The following is a 17,739-nucleotide window of genomic DNA, read 5'->3' as shown; positions in this document are numbered from 1 at the left end:
CGTGGGAATGCCGCCATGGACGCTCTGCGTCCGCTTCTGAGAGGCGACGCGGAGCGTCGCGGGATGCATTCCCACGCAGAGCGTGGGAACGATCTTCATAAAACCTGTTGACCAAGGAGAACGATCGTTCTACTGTTCGCCACATGAACGAAATCACTAGCAACGACACACGCGACATTATTCTGGATGTCACCGAAAAGTTGATCTACAAAAGTGGCATCGCCGCCACTGGCATGGATCTTCTGGTGAAAACCGCCGGCGTCTCCAGAAAAAGTATCTACCGCTACTTCGCCAACAAGGAGGAGCTGACCGTCGCCGCTTTGCAACGCCGCGATTTACGCTGGATGAACTGGTTCAGAACCGCGGTCGATCAGGCGCAAACCCCGGCCGAGCGTCTGCTCAACCTGTTTACCGTGCTCAAAGAATGGTTCGACTCGGAAGGCTTTCGCGGTTGCGCATTCATTAATACCAGTGGTGAAACCGGAGATCCGCAAGACCCGGTTCGCCGGGTAGCCAAAGACCACAAACAAAAGCTGCTCGACTACGTGCGCGAGCTCTGCACCGAATATGGGGCTGCCGACCCGGAGACGCTGGCCAGACAGCTGCTGATCCTGATCGACGGTGCCATTACCGTAGCGCTTGTGATGGGTGATCACAGTGCCGCCGATAATGCGCAATGCATGGCGCGAAAGTTATTGGACCTGTAACACTTAAATAAGCCCGACAACTTGCCTGAACGTTAATTTGAAAGGGAGACCTTAAATGTCTAACGCTGAAGTTCGTCCGCCATTGCCGCCGTTTACCCGTGAATCCGCGATCGAAAAAGTTCGCCTGGCCGAAGACGGCTGGAATTCCCGCGACCCGGAACGCGTATCGCTGGCCTACACCCTGGACACCAAGTGGCGTAACCGCGCCGAGTTCGCTTACAACCGCGAAGAAGCCAAAGGTTTCCTGACCCGCAAATGGGCCAAGGAACTGGATTACCGCCTGATCAAAGAACTCTGGGCCTTCACCGGCAACCGCATCGCCGTGCGTTACGCCTATGAATGGCACGACGACTCGGGCAACTGGTTCCGTTCCTACGGCAACGAAAACTGGGAGTTCGATGAAAACGGTTTGATGGCCAACCGGTTTGCCTGCATCAACGACCTGCCGATCAAGGAAAGCGAGCGCAAGTTCCACTGGCCGCTGGGTCGCCGTCCTGACGACCACCCGGGCCTTTCCGACCTCGGTCTGTAAACCAAATACTGATCGTTCCCACGCTCTGCGTGGGAATGCCTCACCGGACGCTCCGCGTCCACTTCAGGGACGCGGAGCGTCCCGGGCTGCATGCCCACGCAGAGCGTGGGAACGATCGTGGGTGTTCAGGCGACTGCGGTTTGCGGCTTCACCTGCGCTTTGGCTTCAAGCTCACGCACCAACGGCAACACCCGCTTGCCGAAGTACTCCACTTCTTCCTGAAAGTGCAGGAAGCCGGCCAGCACCAGATCCACACCCACCGCTTTCAACGCCACGATGCGCTCGGCAATCTGTTGCGGCGTGCCGATCAGGTTGGTCTTGAAGCCATCGTTGTACTGCACCAGATCCTCGAAGGTCGACTTGGCCCAGTTGCCCTCACCCTCTGGCGACGCCCTGCCCGCTTGCTTCGCCGCATCGCCGAACGCATTGACCGCTTCCGGATCGGCCTGATCGATGATCTGCGCCAGCACCGCTCGCGCCTCTTCTTCGGTGTCGCGGGCGATAACAAACGCGTTGACGCCGACTTTCACCGAGTGGTTGTTGGCCGCCGCCTTGATGCGAATATCGTCGACCTGGGCTTTGATCCCTTCCGGCGTATTACCGTTGGTGAAGTACCAGTCCGACACCCGTGCCGCCATGTCCCGTGCCGCGCGCGAGCTGCCGCCCTGGAAGATTTCCGGCTGCCCCAGAGGCTTGGGCTTGAGGCTGTAATTGTCGAAGCGGTAGAAGTCGCCACGGAACGTGAAGTTGTCCTGACTCCAGACGCCTTTCAACGAGCGGATGAACTCTTCGGAACGACGATAACGCTCATCGTGTTCCAGCCAGTGTTCGCCAATCGCTTGAAACTCACCCTTGAACCAGCCACTGACGATGTTCACCGCAATCCGGCCATTGGTCAGTTGATCGATGGTCGCCAGTTGCTTGGCCGCCAACGCCGGTTGCCAAGGGCCTGGCAGGATCGCGGCGATGACTTTGAGCTGGGTGGTCGCAGCCAGCAACGCATGGCTGAAGGCGACGGATTCGTGCTGGAACTCGGCGCCATAACCGGCAGTGAAGCGAATCTGCGTCAGGGCGTATTCGAAGCCGGCTTCTTCAGCCAGTTGCGCCAGTTTACGGTTGTAGTCGATGCCCCAGTGGGTACGTTGTTCGATCTTGCTGACCACCAGCCCGCCGCTGACGTTCGGCACCCAGTAGGCAAATTTGACGGCTTGCTGACTCATTGGTTTGTCCTCGGGACTTTGGGGAAGTCCTTGGGTCAGAGCAGCAACCGTGCCAGCGTGGATTCGTAAATGCCTTGAGCCAAGTGAAATCCCTGTGGGAGCGAGCTTGCTCGCGATTGCGGTGTGTCATTCAACATCTTCATTAGCTGATATACCGCTATCGCGAGCAAGCTCGCTCCCACAAAAATCCGGGTAGGTCTGGGGCAATTTGCTGATGGACTGTTGGTACGGCAACAGTTGCGATGGCTAAAAACTCGTGTAAGCCCGCAATGACGGGGTTCTCAAACTCGGCATGGACCCTGCAATCCCCTTGGCACTCACCGCCGTTCCAAGGAGCCGACCCATGACCGAACACCAGATCATCAATCCTCTGTCCATTGGCACTGACTATGAGGCACTGGCCTCGAGATTCCGTCCGATCTTCCAGCGCATTGCCGCTGGCGCCATTGAACGCGAACAATCGCGCAGCCTGCCGCACGAGCCGATCACATGGCTGAAGGAAGCCGGTTTCGGTGCCGTACGGGTGCCGGTTGAATATGGCGGTGGCGGCGCGTCCCTGCCCCAGTTGTTCGAGCTATTGATCGAACTGGCCGAAGCCGATTCCAACGTGCCCCAGGCCCTGCGCGGGCATTTCGCCTTTGCAGAGGACCGCTTGAACGCACCGCCGGGACCGGGCCGGGACCTGTGGTTCAAACGCTTTGTCGACGGTGACCTCGTCGGCAACGCCTGGACTGAGATCGGCAGCGTGGCGATTGGCGACGTCATCACCAAGGTCTCGCCCCACGGCAATCATTGGCGGCTCAACGGCGAGAAGTTCTACAGCACCGGCAGCCTGTTTTCAGACTGGATCGACGTCTATGCGCAGCGCAGCGACACCGGCGGCGACGTGATTGCCGCGGTCCGCACTCGTCAGCCGGGAATCACCCAAAGCGATGACTGGGACGGGTTTGGCCAGCGCACCACCGGCAGCGGAACGTCACGGTTTATCGACGCGGAAGTGGACGCCGAGAACCTCATCGATTTCGCCACCCGGTTCAAATACCAGACCGCGTTTTATCAGTTGGTGCTGCTCGCCACCCAGGCCGGCATCGGCCGCGCGGCATTGCGCGACGTGGCTCATCAGGTGCGCGAGCGCAAACGCATCTACAGCCATGGCAATGCGGCGCAGGTCAGCCAGGACTCGCAGGTGCAGCAGGTGGTCGGGGAAATCGCCGCCCTTGTGTATGCCGCCGAAGCAACAGCCTTGAAGGCCGCACAACCGGTGCAACGAGCGTATCTGGCGCGGTTCTCGGGTGATGAAGTGCTGGAGCAGGCGGCGAATGTTGCGGCGGAAATCGAATCGGCCAAGGCGCAGGTGGTGGTTTCGGAGCTGATCCTGCGGGCGACCACGCAGCTGTTCAATGCGCTCGGAGCATCGGATGTGCGGGCGGGTAAATCGCTCGACCGGCATTGGCGCAATGCGCGGACGGTCTCGTCGCACAATCCGCTGATCTACAAGGCGCGGATTGTCGGGGATTGGGCGATCAACGGGACAGAGCCGCCGTTTGTGTGGCAGATCGGGAATGGGCCGCAACCTAAGTGATGTAGCGCCGGCATCGCGAGCAAGCCCGCTCCCACAGGGATCTCTACAACACTGGAGATCCCTGTGGGAGCGGGCTTGCTCGCGAAGAGGCCAGACGGGTCGCCGCGAAGTTTGGATATGGGTAAGATATCGGCCCTTCCCCGCAGCCCCTTGCTGCACCCCGCCGAATAAGCCGATTCCATGCCTTTCGAACTCAGCGTTGACCTCACCACCCTGGCCATTCTGGCCATCGTCGCCTTCATTGCCGGTTTCATCGATGCCATCGCTGGCGGTGGCGGTCTGCTGACCACCCCGGCCCTGCTGACCGCTGGCCTGCCGCCGCACCTGGTGTTGGGCACCAACAAACTGAGTTCGACCTTTGGCTCGGCCACCGCCAGTTTCACCTTTTACCGGCGCAAGTTGTTCCACCCCAGACAATGGATACATGCCATCGTCGGCACGCTGGTCGGTGCCCTGACGGGTGCCGTGGTCGCGCATTATCTGCCGGCGGAATGGCTGAACAAGATGCTGCCGGTGATCGTTTTTGCCTGCGGCCTGTACCTGTTGTTTGGTGGCACGCCGAAAGCGCCACTGGACAGCGACGCACCGATCAAGAAAAAGTGGCAATCGACCCAAGGCTTCAGCCTCGGCTTCTACGATGGCGTAGCAGGTCCCGGCACCGGCGCGTTCTGGACGGTCAGCAGCCTGCTGCTTTACCCGATCGACCTGGTGAAGGCCAGTGGCGTGGCGCGCAGCATGAACTTCGTCAGCAACATCGCGGCGCTGTCTGTGTTTGTGTTTTCCGGGCAAGTGGACTGGATCATTGGCCTGAGTATGGGCCTGTCGGTGATGGTCGGCGCATTCTTCGGCGCTCGCACCGCCATCAGTGGCGGTGCGAAGTTCATCCGTCCGGTGTTCATCACCGTGGTGCTGGGTTTGACCGTGCGCTTAGCCTGGCAACACTGGTTCAGCGTGGCCTAAACGCCGCGCCACGTAGACGTCGATAAGGTAGCGGGCAATCGAGCGAGACGCCGGCAACGGCGGCAAGTCGTGAACGTTGAACCACTGGGCGTCTTCGATCTCGTCTTCCTGACAGACAATCTCGCCGCCAGCGTACTCGGCATGAAAACCGAGCATCATCGAATGCGGGAACGGCCAGCACTGGCTGCCCATGTACTGGATATTCTTGACCTCGATCTGCACCTCTTCGCGCACCTCGCGAATCAGGCAGTCTTCGGCCGACTCACCCGGCTCGGCAAACCCGGCCAACGTGCTGTAGACCCCGGCCACGAAGCGTGGCGAACGGGCCAGTAGCACTTCATCACCCCGGGTCACCAGCACGATCATGCTCGGCGAAATCCGTGGGTAATAGCGCAGGTCACACGACTCGCAGTACATCGCCCGCTCACGAGGAACCTGGGTCGCCGCCTGGCCACAGTTGCCACAAAAGCGGTGTTCGCGGTACCAGGTGCCAATCTGCGCGGCATAACCGAGCACTTTGTACACCGTGTGATCACCGTCGAGCATGAAGGCGCGCAGCCCCTTCCAGTTGCACCCCGGTACTTCGCTGTGACTGCTCAATTCCAGCAGATAGACCGGCTCGCCATCCAGATGGCCGATGCCATGCTCGGCAAGGATCGACAGGTCCTGGCGCTTGAGCCATTCGCGTGGGAACAGCGCGCCATTGTCATCGAACATAAAACCTTCGGGACTGCGGGCCACGGCCCAGCCGCCGGGTTGATCGGTGTCCAGTACTGCAGTGGTCCAGCGTGAAGTCATTTTTAATCAATCCAGAAATTCGGGTTTCTGTTTGCTCATATGGGCGGCCATGGCCACGCGCAAATCGGTGGATTGCAGCATGGCGGCGTTCCAGGTGGCGACGTATTCCAGGCCGTCATCGATGCGATGGTCGCGCATGTAGCTGATCATCTCCTTGGTGCCGGTGATCGCAATCGGCGACTTGGCGGCGATCTCGCGGGCAATGCCCATCACGCCGTCCAGCAAGCTGGCATGGTCGCTGTAGACCCGATTGACCAAGCCAATCGTGCGCGCTTCATCGGCACCAAAGGTGCGACCAGTGTAAGCCAGTTCACGCAGCATGCCGTCACCGATGATCCGCGGCAAGCGCTGTAAGGTGCCGACGTCGGCGGCCATGCCGATGTCGATTTCCTTGATAGAGAATTGCGCGTCTTCAGCGGCGTAACGCATGTCGCATGCCGCAATCAGGTCGATGGCGCCGCCCAGGCAATAGCCTTGAATAGCCGCCAGTACGGGCTTGCGGCAATGATCAACGGCATTGAACGACGCTTGCAGGGCGAGAATCTTGCGGCGCAGCAAGCGCGCGTTGCGGCCGACGTCCTTGCCCAGTTCATTGGCCACGCTAGCGAGCATCATCAAGTCGATACCCGAGGAAAAATGTTTGCCGGCGCCACTCAAGACCACCACACGAACCTCGTCGGTGTCATCGATCCACTGGAAAATCTCGATGATTTCGCTCCAGAACGCGGCGTTCATCGAGTTGATCTTTTCCGGGCGGTTAATCTGCACATGGGCGATTTTATCGGCCAGTTCGACGGTGAACGCGGTGTACTGAGACATGGCAGTGATCCTTTTACCGGGCAAAAAATGAGGCCCGGACTATAACAAGGCAATGCCTGGGGGAGTAAGGCAGTGGTTCGGCCAAAAGCGGGACTACTCAGGGTTCTGTAGTGTCTGGACTGGCCTCTTCGCGGGCAAGCCCGCTCCCACAGGGATCTCTGCAACCCTGAAGATCCCTGTGGGAGCGAGCCTGCTCGCGATTGGCCGCACCACCCATCTACCTGCCCTTCACCGCCACAAACGCCAAGGTTTCATAAGGCACCGTCACCACATCTTTCCCACGCAACGCCGACTCCCCGGCAACCAATGCGCGCAACTGCTCGTCAACCTTCGCTCGCTGCTCCTGCGGCAGCGCCGCGATATAACTGATGGAGCGCACCCGGTTGAAAATCACGTCCTCTGGCGTCCCCGTGTGCGCATGTTTGAAATGCTGCGCCTGCAATGGCCCGAACGCCGGGTGCGGAAAGGCCTGGCGCCAGGCACCGGTGTGAAAGCGCGGCGTATCGCCTTCCAGCGCGTTGACGATCGCATCCAGTTTCGGCATCCAGCTCACGCGGGTATCGCGCAGGTTCCACACCAGCCCCAGTTTGCCGCCCGGTTTCAGCACCCGGGCGATTTCAGTCAGCGCCTCGGGGCTGGCAAACCAGTGAAAGGCCTGGGCGCAGACCACCACGTCCACCGAGGCATCGGGCAGCGGTAGATCCGTCGCCGTGCCGCTGACCGCCAACACATCCGGGAAGGCCAGCGACAGTTTTTCCAGCATCTGCGCCACCGGTTCCACGGCAATCACCTGTGCCCCGGTCGCCACCAGCCGCCCCGTGAATTTGCCGGTCCCGGCACCGAGGTCGATCACGGTTTTGTGGGCGTTCAATTCAAGGGTGACCGTCAGCCAGTCAGCCACCTGCGGCGGATAGTCCGGGCGGCCGCGAACATAGGTGTCGGCGGCCGTCTTATAGCCCGCGGCCGCAGCATGATGGACCTGGTCTTTCATGGCAGTTCTCCCGATGGACAACGAATGCTGTCGAGCATAGCGCCTGGATTTGAGCTTTCCTTGTAAAGATCGACACACAGAAATGAATAATTGTTCACTCTCAGGTGTTCTCTTCATGACGCCCATGAGAATTGCCGCCGGACGCTGGCGGGCGCGGCTCAACTGAAACGAAACTACTTCCGGAGCACCCTTCATGACCTTGCGTTTTGCTGTTTTAACCACCCCGCTGCTGCTCACCGCCGTCTTGTCCGGTTCGTTGGCCTGGGCGCATGGCGATGTAGAAGAACCGGCCAAGCCCAATTGCCCCAAAGGCCAGGTCTGGGACAGCAAGCAACAGAAATGCCTGAGGCAAACCAACAACCTGGTGCCGGACGCCGACCGCACCGACTATGCCTTCCGCCTGGCCAAGGACGGGCGCTACGAGGAAGCCCTGGCCCTGCTCGACACCCTCAAGGAGCCCAACACTGCAAAAGCCCTTAACTACCGAGGCTACGCCACGCGTAAACTGGGGCGTACCGACGAAGGCATTGGTTACTACCTGCAATCGGTCAAACTCGACCCGCAGTATGCGCAAGTGCGCGAATACCTCGGCGAGGCCTATGTGATCAAAGGTCGACTGGACCTGGCTCAGGAGCAGTTGCAGCGGATCAAATCGATCTGCGGCAGCACCTGCGAGGAGTACCAGGACCTGGCCGAAGCCATCAACGATTCATCGAAAACCTGACATAGAGACAAACGGAGGTCGCCATCGCCAGCGATCAGGCAATACGGGCAGAGCTAGGCCAGCATTTGACGCGTTTATGGCGTTACGGCCTGCTGCTGTCCCGGCAACGGCATGTCGCCGAAGACTTGGTGCAAGCCACTTGTGTTCGGGCACTTGAGCGTGCCGGGCAATTTGTCCCGGGTACGCGCATGGACCGCTGGCTGCTGAGCATTTTGCATTCGATCTGGCTCAACGAAGTGCGCTCTAGGCGGGTGCGCCAGGGCCAGGGTCTGGTGGATGCCGACAGCCAGTTGTCGTTTGACGGTGAGTCGGTGGCACAGACCCATGTCCTCGCCGCCCAGGTGATCCGCCGCGTCGATGCCCTGCCCGAGGCGCAACGCGAAACGGTGTACCTGGCTTACGTCGAAGGCTTGTCCTATCGCGAAGTCGCCGAAGTGCTGCAATTGCCCATCGGCACGGTCATGAGCCGACTCGCTGCCGCCCGCGTGAAACTGGCCGAATACCCGCCACTGCACGCGGTACCGAACCCTTCAACTGGAGAACGTCGATGAACGATCGCGCGACACCTTCGGATGAGCAGTTGGTCGCCTACCTGGACAACCAACTCGACGTCGAACAGCGCACGCGTATCGACGCCGCCATCGCCGAAGACTCCGTGCTCAATCTGCGCCTGCAATGGCTGGCACGCAGCAGCTTGCCGTTTCGCCAGGCCTATGACGAACTGGCACAACAGGCGCCTGTCGATCGTCTGCAATCGATGCTCGACACCTTGCCATCGCCTGAACGCCCGGCCGTCAGTCGCCGCTGGTTCCTCGCAGCTGCCGCCGGTCTGGTGGTCAGCGGCGTATTGGCCGATCGCTTGTTCCTCGGCTGGCAACTGAGCCAGCAAAAGAGCAACTGGCGCGGGCTGGTGGCCGACTATATGGCGCTCTACGTGCCGCAGACCCTGGACCATTTGCCCAGCGATGAAGCCACCGAGCGCGCGCAATTGCGCACCATCGACGCCCGGCTGGGCCTGAACCTGTCGCCGGCACAAGTGGCCCTGCCCCGGTCCGAATTCAAGCGCGCGCAAATCCTTGAATACGAAGGCGTGCCCATCGCGCAGATTACCTACCTCGACCCGGCACATGGCCCGATTGCATTGTGCGCAACCCGTTCCAACAGCGGCAGCCGACACTTCGCCCATGAACGCCGCCACGGCATGAATGTGGTGTATTGGGCCGACATGGAACACGCCTGGATGCTGATCGGGCACAACCCGGCGACGGAACTGGAGGACATGGCGAAGGTGTTGAGGAGTCGGCTTAGTGCTTAAGGTTGCTACGAATGTTGTAGCAGCCTAAGGCGCTGCTCAGGTTCGGAACAAACCTACAAGCGAACCGTCTGTTTCAGGCGTTCAGCCTGTTGACTGCCTTTACCTCACTCCCTATCCTCGCGTCCGTCACGACTCATTCGTGATCGGGTTTGACGGCTCGGTGGTTTTAAGGTGTGCATTGTCCTCCAACTTTGCTCGTGCACTTGTGTGCTCGACATAAAGTTTAATGGTGACTGTGCGCGGGGCACTTTCGAGTGCGCCGGGTGCCTTAGACCGGTCCGTCAACCTGCGCACAGTTGCCACCCATTCGTTTGACGGCGCCTTGGTGGCAGCTCTTGATGGACTAAGGAGCTACACCGATGACCAACGCAACCACAAAATCCACCCCCTTCGCCCGCTGCGATCACGTCGATCACCACCTCTTCGCCGTGCAACCCGACATCCCGTTACTCGATGCCCTCGAACACGCCGCTGTCTACCTCAGCTGCGCAGAAGCCCTCGCCCACCAGGCCCCCACCGCCACCCGCCCCGAACACAAAGCCTCATTGCGCTGGGCAAGCCAGCAGATGCTCGGCACCGCACGCTCACTGGTGCAAGCCTCAATCGATGGCCTGCACGCCGCACAAGCGGGAGGTGAGGCATGAACCCGCACATGGCGATGACCAACAACGATTGCGACATCCCGGTCTTTCTAATCGCAACTCAGGCGCCTCTGGATGTCTTGCACAGCAACGCGGCCACCCGGTTTCTGGCGGTCACACAGATGATGGAAAGCCTGGCCAACCTCGACATCACCCGCGCCAGTGGCGCAGACGTGCAGCAGATCGCCCACGCGGCGGCGATGTTGCTGCGCGATGGTTGTGATGTGATGGATGTGTTGGGGCGGCAGATTCGGGCGCAAGGCTGACGGATAAACTGGCGTTTTGGCCAGAATCCACCTGTGGCGAGGATGCAATCTCCCTCGCCACAGGGTTGGGCGTCGGGGGTGGATTGAGTGGTTAATCAATCCGCCCCGTCTTATTTACAAAGGCAAGCGTTCTGCAGTCGGCGTAACGCATTAGGTTCTTTATCGCATCTGCTTTTGCTCACTTGGAGTCTAATGTACATATGCGAGAAAAACGCGACAGCCAATCGGTAAACGCATTCACTCAAGTAGCCTTTTCAAGGCCCGTTCCCCCTTTAAGGTCCTTACTTGGCAAGTACTTCACCTTGTCGCCAACCTGATACACATCTTGCAAGTTCAGCGCGAGCGCGATTGGGTCCAGACGAACCTCAAAGAGCACGTCCCCGCTTCCACTCTTAGGGGTGACAGTGACCAGGTAGTTGCCATTGGGTGTATTGCCGACGGCATTTACAGTACCTGTAACTTTTTTCGCAGTGATCTTTGTCATGTTGCGCTCCTTGCGTTGAGTGGTTGCATCGACCGATTGCTCGGCAAATGCATTCGTCGCTGAAGCCATGAAAACGCTACATGATGAAAATATCTACTGTCAGATCTGACAGGTACAGCGCTGGAGCGCGTCAGGCCTGAGCGGGCAACCACAACCGAAACCGCGCGCCGCCCAATGGCGATGGTTCGACAGTCAGCGTGCCGCCCTGCGCTTCCAGCGCCCGCCGACTGATCGCCAGTCCCAATCCGAACCCACCCGTTGCCCGATCCCGGCTACGGTCCAGCCGATAGAACGGCTCGAAAACCCGCTCGCGCTCCTCATCCGGGATGCCGATGCCATCGTCGTCCACCCAAATCTCACAACCTTTTGGGCAAACCTTGACGCCAATCTGAATGCGCTTTTCGCAGTAGCGCATGGCATTGCGCAGCAGGTTCTGAATGGCGCGCGCCGTCAATCGCGGGTCCAGCACGAAGCGTTCAAGTTGGCCATGCAGCAACACGTCGATGACGATTTCCGGAGATTCCAGCTCTTCATCGACGCTGCCCAGAATGCTGTCGATGAATTCATCCAGCGACACTTCAACCCGCTCGGGCAGTCTCGCCGGGTTTTGCAGGCGGCTGTAGGACAGCAACTCCAGCACCAACTCGTCCAGCTCACGAATGTGCGCGACCAGGCCTTGCAGGCGTTCGAGACTGGCGGCCGGCAAGTCGTCGGACAGCGCCAGGGCCAGGCCGAAATCCAGACGCGTCAGCGGTGTGCGCAGTTCGTGGGACACAGCGTTGAGCAAGTCGCGTTGCTGGTTGAGCAGGTTTTCGATATCGCCGGCCATGGTGTCGAAGACGTTGGCCAGGCTGCCGATGTTGGAATGGGGAGAAATCTGTGTGCGCTCGCCAAGGTGGCCTTTGCCGAAGCGCTCGGCGGTGCCCTTGAGGCGCTCCAGATCGCGCCAGTGCGGGCGTAGCCACAGCAACAGGCAGGCGAGCATGGTCGCACCGATCAGGACGTTGATGCTCCAGTACAACAGGCTGACGTCCATCGGGTCCGGTGGCACGACCATTTGCACCACCGTCTGCTGGTTCAGCGGCGCCACCGCCAAGGTGCGCCAGCCCCAGTCGCCGATGCGCACGACATTCTCGCCACGCTCCAAACGCTCGCGCTCATAGAGGGTGAAATCGGCGTCGTCGGGGCGGCTCAGGACGATGTGCAGCGGCGCAAAGTCCTTGTCCATCTCGCCCGCCAGCGTCGGCCATTGCGCTTCGGGCACGGCATGGAACTGCTTGACGATGAGGGTTTGCAGCCCGCGCGAATAATCGAGGTTGTAGGTGATAAAGCGCTCATGAAAGACCTTGATCACCAGGTCTGGCACCAGGTAAATCGCCGCGCTGAACGAGACGATGGTCACCAGGTACAGGCGAAACAGAATCCTGAACATCGTCTCAGCATTCCCACTCGGAACGGCTGAACAGGTAACCCTTGCCCCACACGGTCTTGATCTTGCGTGCCTCGCCTGCGTGGTCGTCGAACTTGCGCCGCAACTTGGAAATCGCCACGTCCACCGAACGGTCGGTGCCATTGAATTCAATGCCGCGCAGGCGTTGCAGGATCTGATCGCGGCTCAGCACTTCGCCAGCGTGTCGGGCCAACACCACCAACAGGTTGTACTCACCGCTGGACAGTTCGACGAGCTGGTCGCGCCAGGTCACGGTGCGCTCGGACAAGTCGATGCACAGGTTGCCCATGAGGATGCGATCGTTGGCGGTCTGCGGTTCGCTGAGGCTGCTGCGGCGCAACAGGGTACGCACGCGGGCGAGCAAGACCCGGGGTTCACACGGTTTGGTGACGTAGTCATCGGCGCCCATTTCCAGGCCCAGCACTTGATCGTGGCTGTCGTCGCGGGCGGTCAGCATCAAAATCGGCAGCGTGGCCGAGTCCGCCCGCAGCAAGCGGCAGACTTGCAGACCATCGAGCCCCGGCAGCATCAGGTCGAGAATCACCAGATCCGGCGGATCGACCCGCGCCCGTTCGCGAACATGGTCGCCACGGCTGATCACGCTGACGCGATAGCCGTTGCGTTCCAGGTAGCTGGCAATCAGCTCGGAGAGCGCGGTGTCGTCTTCGACCAGGAGGATGTTGGGCATGGGGGTGTTTCCAGAAAGTGCAGTGGCAACTGATAGACCGCCATCGCGAGCAAGCTCACTCCCACAGTTGAAATGCGTTCCCCTGTGGGAGCGAGCTTGCTCGCGATAGCGGTTTAACCGTCGCAAAAAGTGTCAAGCGGCCAAGGATATACGCCCTCACCCGCCCGTGAGTAAAACCCTTACACAATTTCACACAGCACCAACAAAGCTTCACCGCTACCCTCGCCGCCTCGCCGTAGGATGCGTGCAGTCATTATTGGGGTATTTACATGTCAAACAACCTGCTTGCCAGGCTCAGCCTGATGGCTCTGGCGCTAACGCTGAGCGCGTGTGACAAGTCCTCGAACGCCGAAGAACAAGCGCCACTGGCCACGGTGCGGGTCGAAACGGTCGAAGCCCGGCCCCTGTCGATCACCAGCGAGTTGAGCGGGCGGATTGCCGCGCCACGGATTGCCGAAGTCCGCGCCCGGGTCGCCGGCGTGGTGTTGCAACGCGCTTTTCGCGAAGGCAGCGACGTGAAACAAGGCGACGTGCTGTTCCGCATCGACCCGGCGCCGTTCAAGGCCGACCTGGACAGCGCCGAAGCGTCCTTGCGCAAGGCCGAGGCCAACGCCTTCCAGGCCAGGCTGCAGGAACAGCGCTACGCCCAGTTGATCGAAGGCAACGCCATCAGCGGCCAGGATTACGACAACGCCCGGGCCAGCGTCCGGCAAACCGCCGCAGACGTCGCCGCCAACAAGGCCGCCGTGGTCCGCGCCAGACTCAACCTTGGTTATGCCACCGTCACTGCACCGATTTCCGGGCGCATCGGCCGTGCGCTGGTGACCGAAGGTGCATTGGTGGGGCAGAACGAAACCACGCCGCTGGCGCTGATTCAGCAGTTGAACCCGATCCATGCCGACCTGACCCAATCGACCCGCGAACTCAACGATCTGCGCCGCGCGTTCCGTTCCGGCCAGTTGAAGGAAGTGGGCCAGGGCCAGGCCAAAGCCACGTTGATCCAGGACGACGGCAGCCTCTACCCGCTGCCGGGCAAGTTGCTGTTTACCGACATCACCGTCGACCCGGGCACCGGCCAGATCATTCTGCGCAGCGAATTTCCCAACCCGGACCTCGACTTGCTACCCGGCAGCTTCGTGCGTGTGCGCCTGGAACAAGCGGTGAACCAGCAAGGCATCAGCGTGCCGCAGCGGGCCATCCAGCGTGACAGCGCCGGGATTGCCCACGTGTTGTTGATCGACGCCGAGCAGCGTGTCGGCCAGCAACCGGTGGAGTTGGGCGCCGTGCAGAACGATCGCTGGATCGTCACCGGCGGCCTCAAGTCAGGCGACCGCATCGTCACCGAAGGCCTGCAACATGCCAAGCCCGGTGAGAAAGTCCAGATCGACAACACCCCTCTTCCACTTGCCCAGGTTTCTGGTCAGTAAGCAGGACGCTTTTTATGCCGCAGTTCTTTATCGATCGCCCGGTGTTTGCCTGGGTGGTTGCCCTGTTCATCCTGCTGGCCGGCGCCTTGGCCATTCCACAGCTGCCGGTGGCGCAATACCCCAACGTCGCGCCGCCGCAGGTCGAAATCTATGCCGTGTACCCCGGCGCTTCGGCGCAGACCATCGATGAAAGCGTGGTCAGCCTGATCGAGGAAGAACTCAACGGCGCCGATCACCTGTTGTATTTCGAATCCCAGAGCAGCCTCGGCAGCGCCACCATCAAAGCCACTTTCCAGCCCGGCACCAACCCGGAAATGGCCCAGGTCGACGTGCAAAACCGTCTGAAAGTGGTGGAGTCGCGCCTTCCGCAAGCGGTCAACCAACAAGGCTTGAAGGTGGAGAAAGTCTCCGCCGGTTTCCTGCTGCTGATCACCCTGACCTCCAGTGATGGCAAGCTTGACGACGTGGCGCTCAGCGATTACCTGGCGCGCAACGTGATGAACGAGATCAAGCGCCTGGACGGCGTCGGCAAAGCCCAGCTGTACGGTGCCGAACGGGCGATGCGGATCTGGATCGACCCCCAGAAGCTGATCGGTTTCAACCTGACTCCGGCCGACGTCAACGCTGCCATCGTGGCGCAGAACGCCCAGGTGTCGGCCGGCAGCATTGGCGATTTGCCAACCCGCACGACACAGGAAATCACTGCGACCATACTGGTCAAAGGCCAATTGTCGACGCCTGAAGAGTTCGCCGACATTGTCCTCAAGGCCAACGCCGACGGTTCCACCGTGCGCATCAAGGACGTGGCGCGGGTCGAGATCGGCAGCCAGGAATATCAATTCGGCACGCGCTTGAACGGCAAACCCTCGACCGCCGTCAGCGTGCAGCTGTCACCCGGCGCCAATGCCCTGAGTACCGCCACATTGGTACGGGCGAAGATGGACGACCTGGCGCGCTACTTCCCGGCGGGCGTCGAATACAAGATTCCGTACGACACCTCGCCCTTCGTCAAAGTCTCGATCACCAAAGTGATCTACACCCTCGGCGAAGCGATGCTGCTGGTGTTTGCGGTGATGTTCCTGTTCCTGCAGAACATCCGCTACACGCTGATCCCGACGCTGGTGGTGCCCGTGGCGTTGATGGGCACCTTCGCGACCATGCTCGCGCTGGGTTTCTCGATCAACGTGCTGACCATGTTCGGCATGGTGCTGGCCATCGGCATTCTGGTGGACGATGCCATCGTGGTGGTGGAGAACGTCGAGCGCATCATGGCCACCGAAGGCCTGTCGCCCAAGGAGGCTACGCGCAAGGCGATGAAGCAGATCACCGGCGCGATCATCGGTATTACCCTGGTGCTGGTGGCGGTGTTCATTCCGATGGCGTTCATGCAGGGTTCGGTGGGGGTGATTTACCAGCAGTTCTCGCTGTCGATGGCCACCTCGATTCTGTTCTCGGCGTTCCTGGCGCTGACATTGACCCCGGCGTTGTGCGCAACCCTGCTCAAGCCGATTGCCAAGGGCGAGCATCATGAAAAGAGCGGATTCTTTGGTTGGTTCAACCGTGGCTTCGAGCGCTTGACCGAACGCTATCAAGGCTGGGTCGCCTACGCGCTGAAACGCACGGGCCGTTACCTGCTGATCTACGGCGTGCTGCTGATCGGTCTGGGGCTGTGTTTCAGCCGTCTGCCCTCCTCGTTCCTGCCGGTTGAGGATCAGGGCTACACCATCACCGACATTCAACTACCGCCAGGCGCGAGCAAAAACCGCACGGTGCAGGTGGTTGAGCAAATCGAAGCGCACAACGCCACCGAACCCGGTGTTGGCGATAGCACGGTGATTCTTGGTTTCAGTTTTTCCGGCAGCGGGCAGAACGCCGCGCTGGCGTTTACCACGCTCAAGGATTGGTCGGATCGGGGCAGCGACGACTCGGCAAGTTCGATTGCCGACCGTGCCAACATCGTGCTGAGTCAGATCAAGGACGCTGTGGCGTTCTCGGTGTTGCCACCGCCGGTAGACGGCCTCGGAACCTCCAGCGGTTTTGAGTTCCGCTTGCAGGATCGCGGCGGCCTCGGCCATGCCAAGTTGATGCAGGCCCGTACCGCATTACTTGCCGCTGCCGAGAAAAGCCCGATCCTGATGAACGTGCGCGAAAGCGCCTTGGCCGAAGCACCGCAAGTGCAGCTGGAAGTCGACCGCAAACAGGCCAACGCGCTGGGCGTGTCTTTTGCCGATGTTGGCAACGTGCTGTCAACGGCGGTCGGTTCAGCCTACATCAACGACTTCCCCAATCAGGGACGGATGCAACGGGTGGTGGTGCAGGCTGAAGGCGATCAGCGCAGCCAGGTCGCCGATGTGTTGAACATCCACCTGCGTAACGACGCCGGAAAAATGGTGCCGCTGTCGGCCTTCGTTCAGGCGAAATGGATTCAAGGCCCAGCACAATTGACCCGCTACAACGGCTACCCGGCTATCGCCATTTCCGGCGAACCGGCACCCGGCCACAGCACCGGCGAAGCCATGGCGGAAATCGAACGGCTGGTGGCGCAAGGCCCGGCAGGATTGGGTCAGGAATGGACCGGGCTGTCGTTGCAGGAACGCTTGTCTGGCAGTCAGGCGCCGATTCTGCTCGGGCTGTCGCTGCTGATCGTGTTTCTGTGTCTGGCGGCGCTGTACGAGAGCTGGTCGATCCCGACATCGGTGTTGCTGGTGGTGCCGCTGGGTGTGCTCGGTGCCGTACTGGCCGTGACCTTTCGCGGAATGCCCAACGACGTGTTCTTCAAGGTCGGGTTGATCACCATCATCGGTCTGTCGGCGAAAAACGCGATCCTGATCATCGAATTTGCCAAGAGCCTTTATGACGAGGGCCATGATCTGGTCGACGCGACCTTGCAAGCCGCCCGCTTGCGCTTGCGACCGATTGTGATGACCTCACTGGCTTTCATCCTCGGCGTGGTGCCGTTGGCGATTGCCACCGGAGCCAGTTCGGCGAGCCAGCAAGCGATCGGCACCGGGGTGATTGGCGGGATGATCACGGCGACACTGGCGGTGGTGTTTGTGCCGGTGTTTTTTGTGGTGGTGATGAGATGCGTGAAGGGTAAAGCAAAAGGGTAAGTCAAACCTCTCGGGCGATGGCGAT

General features: G+C 60.5%; 18 protein-coding genes. 11 read left to right on the top strand and 7 right to left on the bottom strand.

Annotation, left to right across the window (positions count from 1 at the left end; translation table 11 throughout):
- Window positions 1-143: 143 nt before the first annotated feature.
- On the top strand, window positions 144-707 hold the full coding sequence (locus tag QRN31_RS20430) for a TetR/AcrR family transcriptional regulator (protein WP_285434096.1): 564 nt from the start codon (window positions 144-146) through the stop codon (window positions 705-707).
- Between the two features lie 55 nt (window positions 708-762).
- Entirely contained in the window at window positions 763-1,239 is a 477-nt protein-coding gene (locus QRN31_RS20425) for a nuclear transport factor 2 family protein (protein WP_222586513.1), read from the top strand.
- Between the two features lie 125 nt (window positions 1,240-1,364).
- Here the strand turns inward: QRN31_RS20425 and sfnG are convergent, their stop codons facing one another.
- Window positions 1,365-2,459, bottom strand: coding sequence for a dimethylsulfone monooxygenase SfnG (gene sfnG / locus QRN31_RS20420; protein ID WP_285434094.1), 1,095 nt, complete (start codon window positions 2,457-2,459; stop codon window positions 1,365-1,367).
- A gap of 343 nt (window positions 2,460-2,802) precedes the next feature.
- On the opposite strand from sfnG, the gene QRN31_RS20415 reads away from it, so the two are divergent.
- Complete coding sequence (locus tag QRN31_RS20415) at window positions 2,803-4,041, top strand: acyl-CoA dehydrogenase family protein (RefSeq protein ID WP_285434092.1); 1,239 nt, start codon at window positions 2,803-2,805, stop codon at window positions 4,039-4,041.
- A 180-nt stretch (window positions 4,042-4,221) separates the two neighbouring features.
- A complete protein-coding gene (locus QRN31_RS20410) occupies window positions 4,222-5,001 on the top strand; it encodes a TSUP family transporter (protein ID WP_259154910.1) in 780 nt (259 codons plus the stop codon).
- Here the strand turns inward: QRN31_RS20410 and nudC are convergent.
- The 3 genes from nudC to QRN31_RS20395 all read right to left on the bottom strand — a co-directional run bounded on the left by nudC (window position 4,969) and on the right by QRN31_RS20395 (window position 7,609).
- Window positions 4,969-5,799 (bottom strand): NAD(+) diphosphatase, encoded by an 831-nt coding sequence (nudC, locus tag QRN31_RS20405; protein ID WP_285434091.1) that lies wholly within the window; start codon window positions 5,797-5,799, stop codon window positions 4,969-4,971. The two genes, QRN31_RS20410 and nudC, sit on opposite strands and share 33 nt — an antisense overlap.
- 6 nt (window positions 5,800-5,805) lie before the next feature.
- Window positions 5,806-6,618, bottom strand: a complete 813-nt coding sequence (locus QRN31_RS20400; protein WP_285434089.1) for a crotonase/enoyl-CoA hydratase family protein — start codon at window positions 6,616-6,618, stop codon at window positions 5,806-5,808.
- Window positions 6,619-6,835: 217 nt separating this feature from the next.
- Window positions 6,836-7,609 carry a class I SAM-dependent methyltransferase gene (locus QRN31_RS20395; protein ID WP_285434088.1) on the bottom strand — a complete coding sequence of 258 codons (774 nt, stop codon included), beginning with the start codon at window positions 7,607-7,609 and terminating at the stop codon, window positions 6,836-6,838.
- A 193-nt stretch (window positions 7,610-7,802) separates the two neighbouring features.
- Here QRN31_RS20395 and QRN31_RS20390 point away from each other — a divergent pair, with 193 nt between their 5' ends.
- From QRN31_RS20390 to QRN31_RS20370, 5 genes are all read left to right on the top strand, one after another.
- Window positions 7,803-8,333, top strand: coding sequence for a tetratricopeptide repeat protein (locus QRN31_RS20390; protein WP_285434086.1), 531 nt, complete (start codon window positions 7,803-7,805; stop codon window positions 8,331-8,333).
- A gap of 65 nt (window positions 8,334-8,398) precedes the next feature.
- Window positions 8,399-8,884, top strand: coding sequence for an RNA polymerase sigma factor (locus tag QRN31_RS20385; protein WP_261985155.1), 486 nt, complete (start codon window positions 8,399-8,401; stop codon window positions 8,882-8,884).
- Window positions 8,881-9,648 (top strand): anti-sigma factor family protein, encoded by a 768-nt coding sequence (locus QRN31_RS20380; protein ID WP_285434084.1) that lies wholly within the window; start codon window positions 8,881-8,883, stop codon window positions 9,646-9,648. The genes QRN31_RS20385 and QRN31_RS20380 overlap by 4 nt, the downstream gene beginning before the upstream one ends.
- A gap of 359 nt (window positions 9,649-10,007) precedes the next feature.
- The gene (locus tag QRN31_RS20375) at window positions 10,008-10,292 is read left to right on the top strand and encodes a DUF3077 domain-containing protein (RefSeq protein WP_285434082.1); all 285 of its coding nucleotides are present in this window, start codon (window positions 10,008-10,010) and stop codon (window positions 10,290-10,292) included.
- A complete protein-coding gene (locus QRN31_RS20370; RefSeq protein ID WP_285434081.1) occupies window positions 10,289-10,555 on the top strand; it encodes a short-chain dehydrogenase in 267 nt (88 codons plus the stop codon). The genes QRN31_RS20375 and QRN31_RS20370 overlap by 4 nt, the downstream gene beginning before the upstream one ends.
- Before the next feature lie 241 nt (window positions 10,556-10,796).
- Here QRN31_RS20370 and QRN31_RS20365 read toward each other — a convergent pair whose 3' ends face one another.
- The 3 genes from QRN31_RS20365 to QRN31_RS20355 form a co-directional block, all read right to left on the bottom strand.
- Window positions 10,797-11,039, bottom strand: a complete 243-nt coding sequence (locus QRN31_RS20365; RefSeq protein ID WP_285434080.1) for a hypothetical protein — start codon at window positions 11,037-11,039, stop codon at window positions 10,797-10,799.
- A 130-nt stretch (window positions 11,040-11,169) separates the two neighbouring features.
- Complete coding sequence (locus QRN31_RS20360) at window positions 11,170-12,471, bottom strand: ATP-binding protein (protein WP_285434079.1); 1,302 nt, start codon at window positions 12,469-12,471, stop codon at window positions 11,170-11,172.
- A gap of 4 nt (window positions 12,472-12,475) precedes the next feature.
- A complete protein-coding gene (locus QRN31_RS20355; protein ID WP_285434078.1) occupies window positions 12,476-13,177 on the bottom strand; it encodes a response regulator in 702 nt (233 codons plus the stop codon).
- 269 nt (window positions 13,178-13,446) lie between these two features.
- Between QRN31_RS20355 and QRN31_RS20350 the strand changes: the two genes are divergently transcribed.
- Complete coding sequence (locus QRN31_RS20350; RefSeq protein ID WP_285434077.1) at window positions 13,447-14,604, top strand: efflux RND transporter periplasmic adaptor subunit; 1,158 nt, start codon at window positions 13,447-13,449, stop codon at window positions 14,602-14,604.
- 14 nt (window positions 14,605-14,618) lie between these two features.
- Entirely contained in the window at window positions 14,619-17,714 is a 3,096-nt protein-coding gene (locus QRN31_RS20345; RefSeq protein ID WP_285434076.1) for a multidrug efflux RND transporter permease subunit, read from the top strand.
- Window positions 17,715-17,739: the final 25 nt, after the last annotated feature.

It is taken from the genome of Pseudomonas sp. fls2-241-R2A-110 (assembly GCF_030209165.1).
Lineage (GTDB): Bacteria > Pseudomonadota > Gammaproteobacteria > Pseudomonadales > Pseudomonadaceae > Aquipseudomonas.
Note: the sequence above shows the minus strand (reverse complement) of the source record. Positions and strands in the feature narration are given on the sequence as shown.

Coding starts and splice junctions, on each gene's coding strand:
- QRN31_RS20430 (WP_285434096.1), top strand. CDS start 144: ATGAACGAAATCACTAGCAACGACACACGCGACATTATTCTGGATGTC.
- QRN31_RS20365 (WP_285434080.1), bottom strand. CDS start 11,039: ATGACAAAGATCACTGCGAAAAAAGTTACAGGTACTGTAAATGCCGTC.
- QRN31_RS20360 (WP_285434079.1), bottom strand. CDS start 12,471: ATGTTCAGGATTCTGTTTCGCCTGTACCTGGTGACCATCGTCTCGTTC.
- QRN31_RS20370 (WP_285434081.1), top strand. CDS start 10,289: ATGAACCCGCACATGGCGATGACCAACAACGATTGCGACATCCCGGTC.
- sfnG (WP_285434094.1), bottom strand. CDS start 2,459: ATGAGTCAGCAAGCCGTCAAATTTGCCTACTGGGTGCCGAACGTCAGC.
- QRN31_RS20400 (WP_285434089.1), bottom strand. CDS start 6,618: ATGTCTCAGTACACCGCGTTCACCGTCGAACTGGCCGATAAAATCGCC.
- QRN31_RS20345 (WP_285434076.1), top strand. CDS start 14,619: ATGCCGCAGTTCTTTATCGATCGCCCGGTGTTTGCCTGGGTGGTTGCC.
- QRN31_RS20415 (WP_285434092.1), top strand. CDS start 2,803: ATGACCGAACACCAGATCATCAATCCTCTGTCCATTGGCACTGACTAT.
- QRN31_RS20350 (WP_285434077.1), top strand. CDS start 13,447: ATGTCAAACAACCTGCTTGCCAGGCTCAGCCTGATGGCTCTGGCGCTA.
- QRN31_RS20425 (WP_222586513.1), top strand. CDS start 763: ATGTCTAACGCTGAAGTTCGTCCGCCATTGCCGCCGTTTACCCGTGAA.
- QRN31_RS20375 (WP_285434082.1), top strand. CDS start 10,008: ATGACCAACGCAACCACAAAATCCACCCCCTTCGCCCGCTGCGATCAC.
- QRN31_RS20355 (WP_285434078.1), bottom strand. CDS start 13,177: ATGCCCAACATCCTCCTGGTCGAAGACGACACCGCGCTCTCCGAGCTG.
- nudC (WP_285434091.1), bottom strand. CDS start 5,799: ATGACTTCACGCTGGACCACTGCAGTACTGGACACCGATCAACCCGGC.
- QRN31_RS20390 (WP_285434086.1), top strand. CDS start 7,803: ATGACCTTGCGTTTTGCTGTTTTAACCACCCCGCTGCTGCTCACCGCC.
- QRN31_RS20380 (WP_285434084.1), top strand. CDS start 8,881: ATGAACGATCGCGCGACACCTTCGGATGAGCAGTTGGTCGCCTACCTG.
- QRN31_RS20395 (WP_285434088.1), bottom strand. CDS start 7,609: ATGAAAGACCAGGTCCATCATGCTGCGGCCGCGGGCTATAAGACGGCC.
- QRN31_RS20410 (WP_259154910.1), top strand. CDS start 4,222: ATGCCTTTCGAACTCAGCGTTGACCTCACCACCCTGGCCATTCTGGCC.